This window comes from Sphingosinicella microcystinivorans (assembly GCF_027941835.1).
Lineage (GTDB): Bacteria > Pseudomonadota > Alphaproteobacteria > Sphingomonadales > Sphingomonadaceae > Sphingosinicella.
On the sequence record NZ_CP116005.1, the window covers coordinates 4,419,153 to 4,437,455 of the forward strand.

Genomic DNA, 18,303 nt, shown 5'->3' on the forward strand with positions numbered 1-18,303 from the left:
CAGATTATCGTGCTACATTACGTAGAGACATGCAATAATCCGATTGATTTTCGAAATTTCAAGCCTCAGAGAACGGTCTGGGGGAGATACTCCATGCGATTCTCGGTCGTCCTCTTCACATGCGCGTTGCTCGTCGGCGCCTGCGACACGCCCGGCGGCGAGACCGATCCCTTTCCGCTTCCTTCCGGCACTTCCGCCGACGAATGGCCGCTGCACGGCCGCGGCTTCGGGGAGCAACGCTACACGCCCGCCGATCGCATTGACACGCAAAACGTCGGCGATCTCGGCCTCGCCTTCACGTTCGACGACTTCGTGGTGCGCGGGCGCACGCATCGCGGCGTGCAGGCCTCGCCGATCATGGTGGACGGAACGCTCTATTTCACCGGCCCGTGGAGCGTCGTCTACGCGATCGACGCGAAGACCGGCACGCCGAAATGGTCCTACGACCCCGAAGTCGACGGTGCCGCCGCGCGCCTCGCCTGCTGCGACGCGGTCAACCGCGGCGTCGCCGTGTGGAAGGGCGTCGTCTATGTCGGCACGCTCGACGGCTGGCTGGTCGCGCTCGATGCGAAGACCGGCGCAGTCAGGTGGCGCGTCGACACGATCACCGACCGCACGCGCGCCTACACGATCACCGGCGCGCCGCGCATCGTGAGCAGCCGGGCGGGCGACAGGATCGTCATCGGCAACGGCGGCGCCGAGATGGGCGTGCGCGGCTATGTGAGCGCGTTCGATGCCGCCACCGGCAAGCTCGCGTGGCGCTTCTTCACCGTGCCGGGCGCGGGGCCGGACGAGCATCCCGAAGTCGCCGAGGCGAGGCGGACATGGAGCGCGAACGCCCGCTGGGACATGGGCGGCGGCGGCACGGTGTGGGATTCGATGGCCTACGATCCCGATCTCGGCCTGCTCTATGTCGGCGTCGGCAACGGCGGGCCGTGGCCGGCGTGGGTCCGCAATCCCGGCGAGCGGCCGGACAATCTCTATCTGTCGTCGATCCTCGCCATCGACGCGAAGAGCGGCCGCCTCAAGTGGCACTACCAGACGACGCCGGGCGACAGCTGGGATTACACGGCGACGCAGAACATGATCCTCGCCGACATCGAAATCGCGGGCAAGTTCCGCAAGGTCATCATGCAGGCGCCGAAGAACGGCTTCTTCTACGTGCTCGACCGCGCGAGCGGCGAGCTTCTGTCGGCGGAAAAATTCACCAACGCGACGTGGGCGGAGCACATCGACCTGAAGACCGGGCGCCCGGTCTTTTCCGAAAGCGCCGACTATCGCGCGGCGGCGAAAGTCGTCTGGCCATCGACGGCGGGCGGGCACAACTGGCAGCCGATGGCCTACAGCCCGGAAACCGGCCTCGTCTATATTCCCACGCTCGAGATGCCGATGAAGTTCGAGACGCAGGGCGGCGAGATCACGCTCGCGCCCGGCGCGAACAATGTCGGCGCCCGCGCCGCGCCGCCGAGCCCGGAGGCCGACGCGGCGATGATGAAGGGTCTGCCCGCCTTCACGCATCAGGCGGTGCTGAAGGCGTGGGATCCCGTGAAGGGCCGCATCGTCTGGCAGAGCGAGCCGATGCCGTGGTGGAACGGCGGCGTGCTCGCCACCGGCGGCGGGCTGGTGTTTCAGGGCGCCGCCGACGGCACGTTCACCGCCTATGACGCCGCCACCGGCAAGGTCCTGAAGCGCATCGAGACCGGCCTCGCCATCATGGCGCCGCCCACGAGCTACGTGATCGACGGCACGCAGTACATCGCCGTGGCGGCGGGCCTCGGCGGCGCGATGAACGGGCGCTACCTCCCCGGCTTCGCCGCGCATACGTATCAGAACCGCGAGCACCTGTTCGTGTTCAGGCTGGGCGGCGGCAAGGTGACGCTGCCGCCGCGCATCGAACCGGCGCAGCAGAACCCTCCACCGCCGCTCGGCAAGGTCAGCGAGCAAGAGATCGCGCGCGGACAGGGCCTGTTCATGCAGTTCTGCGCGCGCTGCCATGCGCCGAAGGGCGCGCCCAACGGCTACCCCAACCTCTGGAACATGCCGCCCGAGGTGTACGACGCATTCGACGCGGTCGTGCTGGAAGGCGCGCTCGCCTACGGCGGCATGGCGAGCTTCAGCGACGTGCTGACTCCGGCAGACAGCAAGGCGATCCGCGACTACATCACGGCCGACCGGCTCCGCTCCCCGGAACCCGGAAAGCCGCCGCTCGGCGGCGGTCACTGACAAGGAAGGCGATCCCCGATGCGGAAATTGATCATCACCACGCTGGCCCTTCTCGCGGCAGGCGCACCGGCGGCCGCGCACGGTCCGCAGACACGGAGCACGATCAGCATCGGCATGGCCGACACACTGGTGGACGCCGCCGCGAAGGAAGCCGAAACCCGCAAGCTCGGCCTTGCCATCGTCGTTGTCGACGAGCAGGGCAGCATCGTGCTCGCCCGCCGCATGGACGGCGCGCTTCCGCACAGCTTCGAGATCGCGCTGCGCAAGGCGATGACCTCCGCCCTCACCCGGCAGCCGACGAAGGTGATCCAGGACGCCGTTGCGAAAGGCGACAGCGCCATCCTCGCCATCGACAACATGATGCCGATCGAAGGCGGCCTCCCCGTGTTCCACGGCGGCAGGATCGTCGGCGCGATCGGGGTGAGCGGCGCGCCGTCGCACATGGACGCGGCGGTCGCGCAGGTCGGTGTCGATGCGCTGGCGGCGCATACAGCGGGCGGCAGATGATCAGCACCTGCACGGTCCGCACCCCGAACGCCGCGCGCTACCTGAAGGCGCTGTGCCGCCACTGGGCGCACCACCTGCCGGTCGAGCAGAGCGACACGCACGGGCGCGTCGAGTTCCCCGTCGCGCTCGGCCTCTTCACGGTCGAGGGCGACACGCTCACGCTGCGGCTCGAAGGCCCGGAGGAGGGTTTCGACCGCATGGAAGCCGGGGTCGGCGACCACCTGCGCCGCTTCGCGTTCCGGGAGTCCGTTCTCGTCATCGCATGGACCAGAACGCCCGCGGCGTAACACGCACCCCTTCCGGAATTTTATCGAAATTTATAACGTGGGATTTGCTGAATTTGCACGTATCTCGATTGACCAAGGTTTCAATTTTCGAAATAAGCAGCCCACACACATAAGAGGACAGGTGGGGGATGGCGGCACCGGCAGCAACAGGAAGCGCAACCCCGATCGACGCGATCCTTGATCGCGCGCCGATCGGCTGGTTCCAGATTCGGGTGGCGCTGCTCTGCGCGTTCGTCGCCATGCTCGACGGTTTCGACACGCAGTCGGTCGCCTTCGTCGCGCCGGTTCTCGGCCAGCAATGGGGCATCACGCCCGATCGCTTCGGTCTCATCTTCTCCGCCGGGCTCGTCGGCATCATGGTCGGGCAGGTCGTGCTCGGCCCGCTCTCCGACCGTTTCGGCAGACGCCCGGTCATCATCGCCTGCACGGTCGCCTTCGGCATCGGCAGCTTCGCGACAGTGCTCGCCGACAACTGGATCGTCCTTCTGCTGCTGCGCTTCCTGACCGGCATCGGACTCGGCGGCGCGACGCCTAACATCATCGCGCTCACCGCCGAGGTCGCGCCCCCGCGCGCGCGTTCGACGATGATCACCACCATGTTCGCGGGCTTTCCGCTCGGCGCCGCGATCGGCGGCTACATCAGCAGCCACCTCATTCCGGCCTTCGGATGGGAAAGCGTGTTCATCCTGGGCGGCGCCGCGCCGCTCGTGCTGCTTTTCGCGCTGCTGCCGTGGCTTTCGGAAAGCCCGCATTATCTGCTCCGCCGTGAGGGCCGCAGCGCGCGCCTCGAGCGCCTGCTCGACCGGATGGCGGGCGCGGACCGCACGCCGCTTCCCGAAACGCCCGTGCCCTCGGCAAGCACGGCGAAGGCCCCCGGCTACGGCGCATTGTTCGCGGGCGGCCTTGCGGGCACGACCGCGCAGCTCTGGCTCGCCTATTTCAACAGCCTGCTGATGATCTATTTCCTGATGAGCTGGCTTCCCACGGTCGCGCGCGAATCCGGCCTTGCGCTCGACACCGCGATCATCTCGGCGGTGTTCCTCAATCTCGGCGGCGCCATCGGTGGCATCGTGCTCGGCCGCCTCGCCGACCGCTTCGGATCGTTCCAGACGCTCGCCGCCGGTTTCGCCATCGCCGGGATCAGCCTCGTGCTGATCGGCTTCGTCGGCAACCAGACCGCGCTGCTGATGACGCTGGCGTTCATCGCGGGCCTGTTCACCATCGGCGGGCAAACCGCGATGAACGCGGCGAACGCCGGACTCTATCCTGCGGAGGTCCGCGCCACCGCGCTCGGCGGCGCGCTTGCCGTCGGGCGGATCGGCTCCATCGTCGGCCCCACGGTCGGCGGCCTGCTGCTCGCGGCGGACTGGCCGCTTTCCAGCATCTTCATCGCCGTGTCGCTGCCGGCGCTGCTCACCGCCCTGCTGGCGATCAACCTTTCCCGCACAACCCGGAGACCATGACAAGATGATCGCACGTATCTCTGCATTCCTGCTGACCGCCGCCTTCGCAGCCCCCGCGCTCGCGGGCGCACCAGCCTGCGCCACCACGGAGCAGGCGGGCAACATCAGGGCCTATTACGAAAAGACCCGCCCCGGCGTGCCGCTCACGGTCGCCAGCCGCTTCTTCAACGTCCCCGAGTTCGCGATCGCGAGCGGCCTGCCCGCCGCGCTCAGCGTCGGCACGGCGGTGACGCCCGATCAGGTGAAGACGATCTGGAGTTCCATCGACGCATGGGGCGCGACGACGCGCGTGTCGCTGGTGGTGACGCCGGGCAGCAAGCACGCCTTCGCCTTCCCGAGCCTCGTGCCGATCACGCAGAAGGACGCCAAGGACGGCTACATCGACGTGTACGCGGACGAAGGCCGGGGCGTGCACTCGCACATCCAGCTCGATCAGGTCGCGGCCGTCTACGCGACAGAACTCGCCGACGCGAAGCCCGGCTTCAAGACGCGTGCGATCTCGTTCTTCGGGCCGGACGGCCATCTCGTGATCGGCGTCTACGCCTCGATCAAGAGCGACCCGTTCGACGACAAGGCCGTCGCCGGTTTCGAGCGCACGCGCGCGCTCATCGCCTCGATGCCGCGCATCTGCGGGTAGCGGCAGATGCCGCCGCGCCGGTCGTTCAATCGACCGGCGCGGTGCCGTGCTTCCTGTCCATCTCGACGCGCTCTTCCGCGAGCAGGCGGTTCGGCCAGTACGTGAGGCCGGTCTGGAGGCTGCGCTCGAATTCCGCCACCCACGCCTTGCGCTGTGTTTCCGGCAGACGGCGCACCTTTATGCGAAGATCGTAGCGCGCCTCGGGCGTCATCTTCAGATAGGTGGCGGCATCGGGCACCTTGTAGCGTGTCGGATTCTTGAACGGCACAGGCTTCGGCGCGGGCGCAGGCTGCTTCGCCCCCGGCGCGAACGCGAAACGTATGCCGCGCGTGATCGCCGCGGGAATGACGCTGCCGTGGTCCTCGCCCGCCAGCTTGTCGAAACGCGCCTCGATGCCGGGCTGCGCGGCGAGGAATTCGGCATACTCACGCGCATTGTCCACCATCTTGCGCTCCATCATCTCCGGCAGGCGCGGGTTCGGGAAATCCGGATCGACCCCCTGTTCGTACTCCCCGGCCGTGATGAGGACGCGCCCCGTCGCGCCGCTCGCCGCCAGCTTCGGGCCGATGCGGTCGCGGACGTTGTGACTGGCAAGAAGCCGGTTCTCGAACCAGAGCGACGGGCTCGCCGCGATCCAGTTGTCGAAAAGCCCCGGCCGGTTCACCAGCGTGTAGAGAACGAAATGGCCGCCGTAGGAATGGCCGAAGATGGTCTCCCGCGCCGGATCGACCCGGAAGCGCGCCGCGATCGCGGGTTTCAGTTCGCTTTCGACGAAATCCGCGAAACCCTCGGCGCCGCCTGTTCCCGGCAGCGTCGGCTCCGGCGTGCCGAGCCGGGCCGTCAGGTCGCGGGCGCGCTCGATGCGCGCGTCGAGATCCTGCGGATAGCCGATGCCGATGATCACGGCGGGCTGCGAAGGTTGCCGCCGCTCCATCGCGTGCACCGCGTCCACCATCGTGCCGAACATGATGTTGGCGTCGAGCACGTAGACGACCGGCCAGCCGCCCGCAGGCGCCTCTCCCTTCGGCCATGCCGCGAAGATCTGGTAGCGGTGCCCTGCCTTCGAGGTCATTTCCCACGCCGTGGCGTCCGGCAGCACCGAGACCTGCGCCGCCTGCGCCAGCGCCTCCGCGGGCGCTGCCGCCGTCACGGTCACGGCCGCTGCGAACAGGATGCCGAGCGCGGTTCGTGTCTTCATGCCTTCAGCCCTCCCGCCGGTGGGAAGATCGCCGTCACCTTGCTCGAATTGAACACGTAGGTCTGCACGAAATCGGACCATGCGCAAGGCTGGCCGAGCGCGTTCATCGCGCCCGCGAGCGCGAACCAGTTGAGCAGTTCCTGATCGCCCGACTCCTCGATCTGGCGCAGGGTGAGGTTGCGCCACACGTCCCAGTCCCCGGCGACGAGCGCGTCGTAAAGCTTGCGGTCGAGTTCGACGTCCGGCTGCATCCGGTAGGTGCGGTCGACGAGGAAGGCGTGGCTCCAGCTCGACGAGGCGATGAGCGCGACGCGCCACGGGCTTTCGGCGCAGATGCGCGCGACCTCCGCGCCGAGGTCGAACGCGCGGCGCGGCGACGGCGACGGCGGATCGAGCTCGCGTCCGCGATCGGCAAGGCGGCTGATGAAGCCCCGGTAGCTGATCACCGCGCGGCCGTAGCAGTTGATCTGGAACGGCACCACCGGCCACGGGAAACCGCGCCGATCGTAGTCGAGGTAGAGGATCGAGTTCAGGAACGCGTGCGGGATGCTCGGGTGGTGCAGCGGCTTGTAGGCGTAGGAGATGTCGAAGTCGCGTTCGAGCAGCGACTCCACGATATGCTTGGCGGCCTTGCGGTGGCCGCGCACCATGATCTCGAAGTCCTTGCGTTCCTTCCACACGTTCGGCTTGCCGCCGCCCCACTCGTCCTCCTTGTCGGAGAACATCGCCGATTCCGAGGCGTGACCCCACGGGCGCACGGCCATGTCCTCATAGGCCATCACGCAGAACGGCGGGATGATCGTCTCGCGGAAATTCTCGTACTGGTCGTCGCCCCAGATGATGACGAAATCCGGGTTGAACGCATCGAGCGCCTCGCGCGCCTTGCGAAGCCCGTGCAGCATCGCCGCGCGGTGGCGCGCGGCGCCTGCGAGCCCTTCGTCGTCGCCCCACTCCGCCCGCATCTCGGCGGGCCAGTTCGCGGGGTCCTTCTCGTGCGCGGGAACATCGGGGTCCTGGAGCCGTCCCTTCAGGATGTTCGCCATGTCCGCATCGCATCCGCTGAGCGGCGGATAGTGCGTCACACCCAGACCGAGTACCTCACCCATGGCGTCGCCCCCTCTTTACATATACAACGTATACGTTGTAATTCCCCTTTCGAAACAGGAAGTCAAGGGGGAAGGGGGACACTGTGAAACGTCATGCCTTGTTGCTGCTTGCAGCCGGCCTTCTGGGCTTTGCCGGCACCGCCGCCGCGCAGCCCGCCACGCCGCAGCCGGAGGTTCGCCACCCGCTCGACCCGCTCGGCTGGAACGAGCACTGGCGGGTTCTCGAAATCCTCGAATCCTCCGGCCGCCTGACGCCGAAGACGCGCTTCACCCGCATCGCCCTGAGTCCGCCCGACAAGGCGAAGGTGCTGGCGTGGAAGCCGGGCGCGAAGGCCCTGCCGCGTCAGGCCGAGGTCCGCCTGAAGGACGGCCCGAACGCCGTCGAGGCGCTGGTCGATCTCGACAGGGGCACGGTTCTCGACTGGAAGGTCCGCAGCGACGTGCAGCCCGCGTGGCTGATCGAGGAATTCCTCGGCGCGCCCGTGCAGGCGGTGCTGAACCATCCCGATTTCAAGGCGAAGCTGAAGGCGCGCGGCATCGAAACGACGCGCTTCCTCAACTGCCGCGCCATGCCGCTCGGCAACCATGCGGAACCGAAATACGCGGGCAAGCGCGTCGCCATCGTGCGCTGCGACCCGGTGAACGGCGTGCGCAACCTGTTCGTGCGGCGCGTCGAGGGGCTGATCGCCATCGTCGACGTGAACACCAACGAGGTGCTGGAGATCAGCGACGACGAGGTGGTGCCGACGACCGCGACGAAGGCCGACTACGACCGCGCCAACCTCGGCACGCTGCGCGGCTTCCCGACGCCCATCGCGCTCTCGCAGCCGGGCGGCCCCAGCTTCACCATCGACGGCCACGGCATCACGTGGGGCAACTGGTCGTTCCACCTGCGCTCGGACCAGCGCGTCGGCACGCAGATCAGCCGCCTCACGTGGAACGACGGCGGCAAGTCCCGCGACGTGATGTACGAAGGCTATCTCTCCGAGATCTTCGTGCCCTACATGGACCCGCGCCGCGACTGGTACACGCGCACGCTGCTCGACGCGGGCGAATATTCGATGGGCGGGCTCTCTGGCGCGCTGACCCCCGGCATCGACTGCCCGGAGACCGCCGCGTACATGAGCGGCCTCATCACGCAGGACAACGGCCGCCCCGCCGAGAAGGGCAACGTGATCTGCGTCTTCGAGCGCACCACGGGCGACATGAGCTGGCGCCACGCCGACGACGGCCGCCCGAAGCGCGAGCTCGTCGTCCGCATGGTCGCCGATCTCGGCAACTACGACTACGTGTTCGACTGGGTGTTCGAAAGCGACGGGCAGTTCCGCGTGGTGACGGGCGCGACCGGAATCGTCGCGGTGCAGACCTCGAAGGCCGAGGATGCGACCGCTCTCGTGAACGGCAAGCGCGACGACGCCTACGGCCGTTTCGTCGACAAGGGCGTCATCGGCGTCAACCACGACCATTATTTCAACTTCCGCCTCGATCTCGACATCGACGGCCCGGTGAACAGCTTCCTGAAGGACGAGCTGAAAACCGTCCGCCTGCCCGACGATCACCCGCGCCGCAGCATCTGGGTTTCGGAGGAAACGACGCTCGGCCGCGAAGGCGACGGCAAGCTCTCCGTCGGGCACGGCAACCCGGCGCTGTGGCGTGTCATCAACCCGGCGCGGCGCAACCATGTCGGCTATCCGCCGAGCTACCAGCTCATGCTCGGCCACACCGCGCACACACTGTTCAGCAAGGACGATGTTCCGCGCCGGCGCGCCGGGTTCATCGACAACCACCTCTGGATCACGGCCTATGATCCGAACGAGCGCTACGCCGCCGGCGAATACGCCGTGCTGAGCCCGCCGGGCGAAGGCCTGCCCAAGTTCGCCGCTGCCAACCGCCCGATCGCGAACGCCGACATCGTATTGTGGCCGACCTTCGGTATGCAGCACAAGGTCCGCGCCGAGGATTGGCCGGTGATGCCGGTGCTCTGGCACAGCATCACCGTGCGGCCGTTCGATTTCTTCGACCGCAATCCCGCGCTCGATATTGATGTGAAGCCCTGACCCGATGCGACATGTCCTTGCCACGATCCTCGCCGCCTCGGCGCTGACCAGCCTCGCGCAGTCCGCGCCCGCCGTGGCGGCGGCCGACGACACGCCCGCCGCGCGGTGCGAGGCGCTCAATCATCTCGGCCTCGAGGCGGTCGCCGATTCGCCGGGCCAGATCGTCGCCACCGCCTATGTCGCCGGCCGGCAGGCGACGCCCGACGAGCAGGAGATGTTCGCCTATCGCGGCGTCACCCAGGGCAACCCCACGCCGCCGCTCGGCAGTTTCCCCGATCATTGCCGCGTCGAGGGCTATGTCACGCCGAACGTGAAGTTCATGATGATGCTGCCGCCGCCCCCGCAGTGGAACAACCGCTTCATGCTGGCGGCGTGCGAGGGCTGGTGCGGCAAGGTCAACCCGGACACGTTGGTGCCGGGCCTCCACCACGGCTACGCCTCCATCACCAACGACGGCGGGCACTACAGCCGGGAGCCGTTCGACGGGATCTGGGCGCACCGCAACATCGAGGCGCGCATCAATTTCGCCCACCGCGCCAACCATGTCACCGCGCAGGTCGGCAAGGCGATCGCGGCGGCCTACTATGGCAGCCGCCCGAAATTCTCCTACATCGCGGGCTTCTCGAAGGGCGGCAACGCCGGGCTGTTCACGGCGCAGAAGTATCCGGAGGATTTCGACGGCGTGTTTTCGATGGCGCCCGTCGTCAACTACAACCCGAAGAACGCCGCGCATTTCCCGTGGATCGCGAAGGCCGTCTATCCGGACGGCAAGACGCCCCTGCTCTACAGCGACAAGGTCCCGCTGATCCACGGCGCCGTCACGAAGGCGTGCGACGCCATCGACGGCCTCCGCGACGGCATCATCGGCGATCCGCGCAAATGCGATTTCGATCCCGGCGTGCTGCTCTGCAAGGCGGGGCAGTCGGAAGCGAGGAACGAATGCCTGAACGCGGCGCAGGTGGAGGCCGTCCGCAAGATCTACGCGAAGCCGACCACCGCTGACGGAACCGTCTATTTCGACTACCGCGTCGATCCCGGCTCGGAGCAGGAATGGCCGATCGCCATCCTCCCCGAGCGCGGCAATCCGATACAGCCGTTCGTGCTGACCGGCGCGGCGACCGGCCTCAAATACATGGCGATCCGCGACAATCCCGGCCCCGGCTACGACTGGATGGGCTTCGACTATCCGGCCCGCAAGGCGGAGATCGACGAGATGTCGGAGATCCTCGATCCCGATAGCGTCGATCTCACCGCGTTCAAGGCGCGCGGCGGCAAGATCATCATCGTCCACGGCTGGGCGGATGCGTACATCTCCGCCGCCATGACCGTCGACTGGTTCGAGAAGATGCAGGCGTTCATGGGCGGGCGCACGCAGACGGACACGTTCGCGCAGCTTTATGTCGTGCCGGGCATCAGCCACGAAGGCGGCGGCCCTGCCCCGCATATCTTCGATGCGCTGACGCCGCTCGTCGACTGGGTCGAGAACGGCAAGGCGCCGGAACGGCTTCTGCTGTCGGACCCGGCGGACGCCGCGCCGCTGCGCACGCGACCGGCGTTCCCGTATCCGGCCTATGCGAAATACAGGGGCAAGGGCGATCCGAACGCGGCGGAGAGCTTCCACCGCGCCGAATAGCGCCCTTCCCTATTTCCTCCCTGCCGTCTTTTCGAAGCCGTCGCCGATCCGCGCGCGCAGCGCCCGGCTGAGCGCGGTCGGCACGATCGAGCCGTGGTCCTCGCCCTCGGCGATGTAGAGGTCCGTCTTCACGCCGCGATCCGCTATGGCCTTCAGGCGCGAGACGACCTCGCGGCTGTCCGTCACCATCGGGATGCGCTGCGTCTCCTCGAGGCCACCCGTCGCGACGAACAGGCTGACGGGCGGATCGCTCGCCTTGCGCGCGGCGGTGAAGCGGCGCTCGTCCTCGAGGAGAGAGCGGTTGTTCCACCAGACGGACGGGCTGAACGCCAGGTAGTTCTGAAATGCCTGCGGGCGATTGAACAGCGTGTAGAGCGTGAAGAACCCGCCGAACGAATGGCCGAGCAGCGTCTGCCGCTTCCGGTCGACCGCATAGGCCTTCTCGACGGCCGGTTTCAGCTCGGTTTCGATGAACGACAGGAAGTCCGCAGCGCCGCCGCCGCTGTCGGCTTCGAGCTGTCCGTCCGCGCCATGCTTGGGCGAGGTCGCGCCCGGCGAATGGACGACATAGTCGTAGCCCCGCCGCTTCTCGTCGAACGGTCCGTCGATCGGATAGCCGATGCCGACGACGAGCGCGGCGGAAACGCCCGTGCGCTCCGGCCGCCGCCCTTGCAGCCGCAGCGCATCCGAAACCGTTCCGAAATTGGCGTTGCCGTCGAGCACGTAGACGACCGGCCAGCCTTCGGCCGGCGGCGGCGACAGCGGCGGCGCGATCATGATGCGATAGGTGTGGCCCTTCGCCGAGGTCAGGTCCCACTGCACCGATTGCGGCGTGGAAACCGCCTTCGGCGCATCGCTGTAGAACGCCCCGATGCCGGGACGCTTGCAGGGATCGAGGCCGAGGTAGGCGTCATAGCGCACGGCCTCTTCCTCCAGCGCCTCTTTCAGCCAGGCGGGCAACTTCGCCATCTCCCCGGCCATCTTCGCGTCGTAGGCCGCCTTTTCATCGGGCGGCAGCAGGCGCGCGCGCAGGCGGTAATGATAGCGCTGGTGCGGCACGCGCTTCACATAGCCCCATGCGTCGGGGACCGGCGGCTTCGGCTTGGGACCGTTGTAGCTTCCGGTCGTGCAATGATGCCGCGCCACCAGCTCGTTGCTGAGCGCTTCGTAGAGCCACGTCGGCAGCGTGTTGACGTTGGCCGACAGCTCCGTGTTGTGCGCTTCCCGAAGCTCGGGCGGCAAGGCGTCGACCCGGTCGCGGAGCGCGCTGCGCACCTCGGGCGTCATGCGCACATACTCCCATGCCTCCGGCGCGGGTATGCCCTGCGCGGCGGCGTGCGGCACGGAAAACGCGGCGGCGAGACAGGCGCCGAGCAGAAACGATCTCATCGTCATCCCCGTCAGCGCCCGCAGACCTGCGGCAGCGTCCGCATCAGCGCCATCGTCTTCTCGAAGGCGGGGATCGCCGCCGTGTTCAGGTCCTCGCCGGCAAGGCTCGCATAGAGGCCGAACACGGAGTCCTTCGAGGCGTCGTAGAAGATCACCGCGCGGGTCATGCCTTCCCGCATCTTGCCGTCGCGGCCCATGCCGCCGGGCAGCGCCACGGCATGGATCGAGGTGACGAGATCCGGGCGGATGTGGCTGATGAGGCCGTTCTCGCCCGGCGCTTTCACGTCGGTGAAAGCGTCGGTCCGCTTGTTGCCGAGCAGCGCGGGCACCGGCCCCTCGAACTTCATGATCCAGCCCTTCTGGTCCATGATGAAGAAGGCCACCGGCCATTCGCTGAGCGAATCCCACACCGCCTTGAAGTGCGCGCCCGAAACGCCCGTCGCATGGTCGGCGGACAGCCCCGAGGAGACGATCTCCTCGGCAAGGTTCATGTGCCGCCGCGCCACGAGCGGCGGCGCGCTCGGAAGCGAAGCGTAGAAGCTGCGCACGGCGGTCGCCTGCTCGGGCGTGGCGCACGTCGCCTGCGGCGTGGCCGCCGCGGCGGCAAAAGCGATGAGCGCGGTCGTTATCATTGTTTGCCTTCCTGTGCCGAGACTGCGCCCCGGACGGCGTCGAGGAGCGCAAGGGTTTCGATGGTGAGTTGATGTCCGCCCTTCTCGGGCCAGTGGCTGAGCTTGACGATCACCGTGCGGGTTGCCGGATCGACCGATACGAACTGGCCGTGGATACCGATCGCCTCGAAGCGGTCGGTGCCGAGCATCGTCCACCACTGGTAGCCGTAGCCGCGCGGTGCGCCGGGAATGACGGGGCCGCCGCCGAAGTGCCGCGTCGATTTCTCCACCCACGCCTTCGAGACGATCTGCTTGCCGTTCGCCCGGCCGCCGTCCAGCATCAGTTGCCCGATGCGCCCGAAATCGCGGAGCGTCGCATTGAAGCCGCTGCCGCCGAGCGCCAGCCCTTCGGGCGGCGAACGGTCGAGCTGCCAGTAGGCGGAGGCCTCCATGCCCGCGGGCTTCCAGAGGTATTTCTCCGTGAAGGCGGCGAGCGTCATGCCGCTCGCCCCCTCGACGACGCGCGCCAGCAGGCTGCTCGTCAGCGTCGAATAGTTGAAATGCGTGCCGGGCGCGTGGAGGCGCGTGAGGTCGAGGCCCGTCACGTCGGAAAAGCCCGTGAAGTTCGCATAGGACGAGCGCCGCTTGATCCTGTCGAGCGTCGACTCCCCGTTCGGCACCTGCTCGGTGTAGCTGGTGCCGTCGCGCATCGTCAGCAGGTCCTCGATCGTCGCGCCCTCGAAGGCCGTGCCCTTCAGCGCGGGCGCGTACTTGTCGGCGGGCTCTGCGACGCTTGCGATCATGCCCTTGTCGAGCGCGATGCCGATGAGGATCGAGGTGATCGACTTCGCCACCGACCAGCTCGTGAAGCGCGAGTCCGGCCCCGAGCCGTTGCGGTAGCGCTCATCGACGATCGCGCCGTCCCGCAGCACCAGCAGCGCGTTCGTGTACGTGCGGTCCAGCGCGGCCTCGAACGGCGCCGTGCCGTCCGCGAAGCGCACCTCCGGCGAAAGCGCGCTCCGGCGTTCCGGCAGCTTCGCCGCCCGTCCCGCGGCGACGGGCGCCGAGGGGAAGAACGCGTCCATCGCACGGAACGTCACGACATTGATGTCGGCATCGCCGACGTGCGTGCGCGCCTCGGCCAGCGGCGACAGCGGCTGCGCCGCAGCCACCCCCGCAAGCAATACCGCCACGCACGTCAACACCCCCTTGCGTATGATCATGGACCCCTCCCAATTACAACGTATACGTCGCTTCTACCCGCCGGAGAACACCCGTTGCCCTCCGTCACTGCATTTTCGTCACCCCGCCGTTTTCAGCGCGCTCTGACGCCGCTTGCCTCTGGGCGGCGCGGTTTCCTCCTCGCGTGCCCGCATCGCCTCCCGCACGGCATCGGCGGTCCGTTGCAGGTGAACCTCGATCAGCCGGCTGGCACGCAGCGATTTCCGGCTGAGCGCCGCCTCGGCGATGGCTTCGTGCTCGTCGTGGACGTCGCGCCCGGCCGGGCGGTTGGCGAGCGAGATCGCCCGGTAGCGCTCCGAATGCTGGTGCAGCATACGGCGCAGGCGGACGAGCCACGGCGAGCCGCAGGCCGAAACGAGCGCTTCGTGGAACTGCGCGTTGGCGCGCTCCCACTGGGCGAGTACGCTCTCGTCGTTTTCGGAAAGCCGCGCCTCCAGCGACGACAGGGTCTCGTAGGTCTGGCGAACGCGCTCTTCCCATTCCGGGCCACCGTGCTCGATCGACCGGACCACCGCCTCCGTCTCGATCAGCGTGCGGATCGCCATCGTATCGTCGAGCTCTTCGATCGAGATCGGCGAGACCCAGAACCCGCGCTGCCCTTCCGCGTGCACCAGCGCGTCGCCGGTCAATCGCACCAGCGCCTCGCGCAGCGGGCTCATGCCGACGCCGTAGCGCTTGATCAGCATGTCCATGCGCAGCTTGGAGCCGGGCGCGAGGACGCCCGAAACGATATCGCGACGCAACTGCTGATAGGTGTGGTTGGCGATCGTCTTGGCGACCGCCACGTCTTCGTTCTGGTCAGGATCTTCGGTCATCGGCGCATTCTAGAATGAACGGGATGCCGTTGGAAACCACCCCCGTGAAAGCACGAGGGGACCGATACGTTCGCACCGGTCCCCGCCTGCCCTGCCTAGAAGCGCTTGGTCAGCGTCAGCGAGACGGTCCGCCCGATGATCGTGGCGTTCGCCGTGTCGTAGGGCTCCGGCGCGTTGCCGGTCACGACGCGGCCCGTGTCGATGAAGGGCGGGTCCTCGTTGAAGATGTTGAGCGCGTTGAAGGTGAGCCCCGCATCCTTGAAGGCGCCGCCGAGCCCGCCGAGGTCGACGCCGAGCTGGAGGTCGAACGTCAGCCACGAGTCGATCTTGACCGGATCGGTGTTGGCGACGGGCGCGCCGGTCGAGGACGGCACGAAGCAGCCCGCCTCGCACTTGTAGCCGTCAGTGTAGTTCGCGGACACGACGAGCGAGACCGGCCCCTTGTTCCACGCGACACCCTGCCGCGACTTGAACTTCACCGGGTTGCCCATGCTCTCGTAGACGCCGAGCTTGTCGACATAGCCGCTGCCCGGCGAGCCTTCCACCTTGTAGGTGGTGATGAGCGTGCCGTTGCCGAACAGCTCGAACCCGCCGAGCGAACCCGCGTCGAACGCGTAGTTCAGCGACAGGTCGAGGCCCTTCATCTTCAGGTTCGCGAGGTTGGTCTGCGTCGCGTAGATGATGGCGGCGATCTGGTCAGCCGATCGCGTCGGCCCCGGCCCCGACAGGCCAAGGAAGCGCGGATCGTCGAACAACGACTGCACCAGCGCTTCGGATGGATTGAAGACGAGGTTGTTGATGTAGGGGCTGGTGCCGGTCGCGAAGTAATTCGCAAGGATGCCGCCGAGCGTGCCCGACGTGATGCGGACAAGCCGGTTCTCGATCTCGATGTTGAAATAGTTCGCGGCGAGCCGGAGACCGGGGACCGACGACGGCGTGAAGTCGAAGCCGAGCGTCCATGTCTCGGCCGTCTCGGGATCAAGCGTCGGGCCTGCGCCACCCGACACGACCATGCCTGTGAAGGTGCAGCCGGTCGGCGTGACCGAGAAGCCATTCAGCGCAACGAGCGTGGTGTCACACGGCGCCGTGTAGAAGGCGTTCGCATAGAAGATGGCATTGCCGCCGGGCACCGGCTGCGCGCCGCTGTACTGGAAGCGCATCGGCGGGGCGTGGAACGAAGTGCCCCAGCTGCCGCGGATGTTGAAACCGTCGAACGGCGCGTAGCGGAAGCCGAACTTCGGGTCCGTCGTCGAGAACTCCTTGAGGCCGGTGCTGCTCGACGTCTCGTGGCGCACCGCGGCGGAGAACTCGAGCGCGGCGATGCCGGGCATCGCGTTCTCCGCGCCGACGATCGGAATCGAGGCCTCGGCGAACATCGAGAACACGTCCTGCTTCGTCGTGCCGTATTCGACCGTGTAGGGATTGATGCTGCGGTAGTTGAAATCGAGGAGACCGTTGATCTTCTCCTTGCGGTAGTCGACGCCCGCCGCGAGCTTCAGCCCGCCGCCCGGCAGATCGACAAGCGTTCCGTCGAACTTCACCGTGCCCTGCACCACGTCCGAATTGAAGGTCAGGTCCTCGTAGCCGATGAGCTGGTCGATCACTGCGGCCGAAAGCGGCTGCGTCGAATAGGGGTTCCACGTCTCGTAGCCGAGACCGGCGCAGAACGTCTGCTGCGGCGTCGTCGGCGTGGCGACCGGTCCCATCAGCGAGCAGACGATGGAGCTCGGTGCGAACGCGCCGCTGGGCAACCGTTCGCCGACGTTCGAATCGCGCAGCATGGTGCTTTGGCGGCCTTGCTTCTCGCGGCTGTACGACAGCGTGGCATCCGCCTGCCAGTCGCCGAACATCTCGATGCGGACACCGCCCTCGAGCGCGAGGCTCTTCACACGCACATCGCGCGTCAGCGGCACGTCGTCGATCAGCACGCCGAAGTTGTTCGAAACGCCGGTGATATAGGCCGGGTTCGTCGTCGGCACGGCGCCGTAGAACGGCGCGTAACCCGTATTGTAGCTGCCCTTGCGATCCGTGTAGCGGGCGCCGCCGTAGAGCGAGACCTTGTCGCTGACCTCCTGGTCGAACGACAGGAACAGGCTGTGCCGCCGCATTTCCGGGATGATGTCGAATCCGGCCCACGGATCGAAGCTGTTGCCGAAACCGCCGGTTGCCGGCGTCAGGTCGGCGATGGTGAGGCCGGTCCCCGGCCCATTCGGAACCGTGTAGGCGACGGCACCGTTGAAGGCCGCGTTGCCCGAGAAGATGTTGGCGGCGCTGCCCGCGCGGCTCGTGTAGATCGGCCAGTTGACACCGCCGCGATCCGAGAGGTCGCCGCCGTTGAAGCCGCGCTTCGAGGCCAGCACGTTCTCGCGCTTGTTATACTCGTAGCCGAGCACGAGGTTGCCGCTGTCCCACGCCGTGCCCCAGACGAGGCTGCCCTGATACTCGGTGCCGCCGCCCTCGGTCGTCGTGCCGATGCGGGCGAGCGCGTGAAGGCCGTCCACCTTGCGCTTCAGGATGATGTTGACCACGCCGCCGACGGCGTCCGAGCCGTAGACGGCCGAAGCGCCGTCCTGAAGGATCTCGATGCGCTCGATCGCGGCGACGGGAATGTTCGAGATGTCGACGAAGTCGCCGAACTGGCCGGAGACCGCAACGCGCCGCCCATTCACCAGGACGAGCGTCGACAGCGCGCCGAGACCGCGCAGGTTGACGCCCGAGCCGCCGGTGAGGTTCGACCCCATCGAGCTCGTGTCCTGCCCGCCGCGGTTGTTGTCCGAGTTGGCGACGCCGCCCGCGAAGTTCACCGGAAGCTCGCGCATCAGTTCGGCGATGGTGGCTTTGCCGGTCTTGGCGATGTCGTCGGAACTGAGCGACTGCACCGCGCTGCCGATCACGTTCGCGCCGCGGATGTTGGTGCCGGTGACGATGATCAATTCTTCCTCGACGGCCGCCTCCTGCGACCACGCGGGAGCCGCGCCCGCCAGCAGCGCCGCCAGCGAAACCGTTGCACAAGCGATTGAACGGACCTGTATTTTCATCGTTTGCCCCCTTTCGGCGAAAAGCGCCTTTGCGACGCATTAAATCCCATTGCAATGTCTACGTCGCATTTTTCCGGTCGTCAAACCAATTTTCTAA

14 protein-coding genes are annotated in these 18,303 nt (G+C 67.3%); 7 read left to right on the forward strand and 7 right to left on the reverse strand.

What is annotated here, in order from left to right; translation table 11 throughout:
* Nucleotides 1-93 precede the first annotated feature (93 nt).
* The 5 genes from PE061_RS21160 to PE061_RS21180 all read left to right on the forward strand — a co-directional run bounded on the left by PE061_RS21160 (nucleotide 94) and on the right by PE061_RS21180 (nucleotide 5,117).
* Nucleotides 94-2,223, forward strand: coding sequence for a PQQ-dependent dehydrogenase, methanol/ethanol family (locus PE061_RS21160; protein ID WP_271257110.1), 2,130 nt, complete (start codon nucleotides 94-96; stop codon nucleotides 2,221-2,223).
* Nucleotides 2,224-2,241: 18 nt separating this feature from the next.
* Nucleotides 2,242-2,730 (forward strand): GlcG/HbpS family heme-binding protein, encoded by a 489-nt coding sequence (locus tag PE061_RS21165; protein ID WP_271257111.1) that lies wholly within the window; start codon nucleotides 2,242-2,244, stop codon nucleotides 2,728-2,730.
* The gene (locus PE061_RS21170; protein ID WP_271257112.1) at nucleotides 2,727-3,017 is read left to right on the forward strand and encodes a DUF2218 domain-containing protein; all 291 of its coding nucleotides are present in this window, start codon (nucleotides 2,727-2,729) and stop codon (nucleotides 3,015-3,017) included. Before PE061_RS21165 ends, PE061_RS21170 begins: the two co-directional genes overlap by 4 nt.
* Before the next feature lie 128 nt (nucleotides 3,018-3,145).
* Nucleotides 3,146-4,480, forward strand: a complete 1,335-nt coding sequence (locus tag PE061_RS21175) for an MFS transporter (RefSeq protein WP_271257113.1) — start codon at nucleotides 3,146-3,148, stop codon at nucleotides 4,478-4,480.
* Nucleotides 4,481-4,484: 4 nt separating this feature from the next.
* The gene (locus PE061_RS21180; RefSeq protein WP_271257114.1) at nucleotides 4,485-5,117 is read left to right on the forward strand and encodes a ChuX/HutX family heme-like substrate-binding protein; all 633 of its coding nucleotides are present in this window, start codon (nucleotides 4,485-4,487) and stop codon (nucleotides 5,115-5,117) included.
* Between the two features lie 25 nt (nucleotides 5,118-5,142).
* On the opposite strand, the gene PE061_RS21185 is transcribed toward PE061_RS21180, so the two are convergent.
* Nucleotides 5,143-6,315, reverse strand: a complete 1,173-nt coding sequence (locus PE061_RS21185) for an alpha/beta hydrolase (protein ID WP_271257115.1) — start codon at nucleotides 6,313-6,315, stop codon at nucleotides 5,143-5,145.
* On the reverse strand, nucleotides 6,312-7,421 hold the full coding sequence (locus PE061_RS21190) for a hypothetical protein (protein ID WP_271257116.1): 1,110 nt from the start codon (nucleotides 7,419-7,421) through the stop codon (nucleotides 6,312-6,314). The genes PE061_RS21185 and PE061_RS21190 overlap by 4 nt, the downstream gene beginning before the upstream one ends.
* 83 nt (nucleotides 7,422-7,504) lie before the next feature.
* Here PE061_RS21190 and PE061_RS21195 point away from each other — a divergent pair, with 83 nt between their 5' ends.
* Together PE061_RS21195 and PE061_RS21200 are read left to right on the forward strand one after the other, a co-directional pair.
* A complete protein-coding gene (locus tag PE061_RS21195; protein ID WP_271257117.1) occupies nucleotides 7,505-9,478 on the forward strand; it encodes a hypothetical protein in 1,974 nt (657 codons plus the stop codon).
* 4 nt (nucleotides 9,479-9,482) lie between these two features.
* Nucleotides 9,483-11,111, forward strand: coding sequence for a tannase/feruloyl esterase family alpha/beta hydrolase (locus tag PE061_RS21200; protein ID WP_271257118.1), 1,629 nt, complete (start codon nucleotides 9,483-9,485; stop codon nucleotides 11,109-11,111).
* Nucleotides 11,112-11,120: 9 nt separating this feature from the next.
* Here PE061_RS21200 and PE061_RS21205 read toward each other — a convergent pair whose 3' ends face one another.
* The 5 genes from PE061_RS21205 to PE061_RS21225 all read right to left on the reverse strand — a co-directional run bounded on the left by PE061_RS21205 (nucleotide 11,121) and on the right by PE061_RS21225 (nucleotide 18,206).
* Complete coding sequence (locus tag PE061_RS21205; RefSeq protein WP_271257119.1) at nucleotides 11,121-12,500, reverse strand: alpha/beta hydrolase; 1,380 nt, start codon at nucleotides 12,498-12,500, stop codon at nucleotides 11,121-11,123.
* A gap of 11 nt (nucleotides 12,501-12,511) precedes the next feature.
* Nucleotides 12,512-13,132: a ChuX/HutX family heme-like substrate-binding protein gene (locus tag PE061_RS21210; protein WP_271257120.1), complete on the reverse strand. Its 621-nt coding sequence runs from the start codon at nucleotides 13,130-13,132 to the stop codon at nucleotides 12,512-12,514.
* Complete coding sequence (locus tag PE061_RS21215) at nucleotides 13,129-14,334, reverse strand: serine hydrolase domain-containing protein (RefSeq protein ID WP_271257121.1); 1,206 nt, start codon at nucleotides 14,332-14,334, stop codon at nucleotides 13,129-13,131. Before PE061_RS21215 ends, PE061_RS21210 begins: the two co-directional genes overlap by 4 nt.
* A gap of 78 nt (nucleotides 14,335-14,412) precedes the next feature.
* A complete protein-coding gene (locus PE061_RS21220; RefSeq protein ID WP_271257122.1) occupies nucleotides 14,413-15,168 on the reverse strand; it encodes a GntR family transcriptional regulator in 756 nt (251 codons plus the stop codon).
* A gap of 95 nt (nucleotides 15,169-15,263) precedes the next feature.
* Nucleotides 15,264-18,206 carry a TonB-dependent receptor domain-containing protein gene (locus PE061_RS21225; protein WP_271257123.1) on the reverse strand — a complete coding sequence of 981 codons (2,943 nt, stop codon included), beginning with the start codon at nucleotides 18,204-18,206 and terminating at the stop codon, nucleotides 15,264-15,266.
* Nucleotides 18,207-18,303: the final 97 nt, after the last annotated feature.